Source organism: Virgibacillus sp. 7505 (assembly GCF_002272135.1).
GTDB lineage: Bacteria > Bacillota > Bacilli > Bacillales > Amphibacillaceae > Terribacillus.
Genome location: NZ_NPBF01000356.1, coordinates 1 through 228 on the forward strand (window position 1 = coordinate 1; position 228 = coordinate 228).

Consider the following 228-nt stretch of genomic DNA (forward strand, 5'->3'; position numbering starts at 1 on the left):
ATCTGATTGTTTGGAACCCGGATTTTTAGCCCTTTTAAATCCTCTGGTGTCAGAACCTCTTTCGTTGTCATGAGATGGCGCTCACCATAGAGTGTGTTTGTGGTTACAATCTCTAAACCCTCCTGCCTCAAGTCATCCTCAAGCGATTTAAACCAATCGGTTGTCGTCAAGTAGAATAAATCCTCTACGTCGTCTACTAGATATGGAGCCGTCATCACTCCAAGATCA

The 228-nt window shown here is 43.9% G+C and carries 1 pseudogene; it reads right to left on the minus strand.

Features of this window, described 5'->3' with window-relative positions:
• Window positions 1-228, minus strand: a pseudogene (locus CHH91_RS19310) (C4-dicarboxylate TRAP transporter substrate-binding protein); the annotation flags it as partial.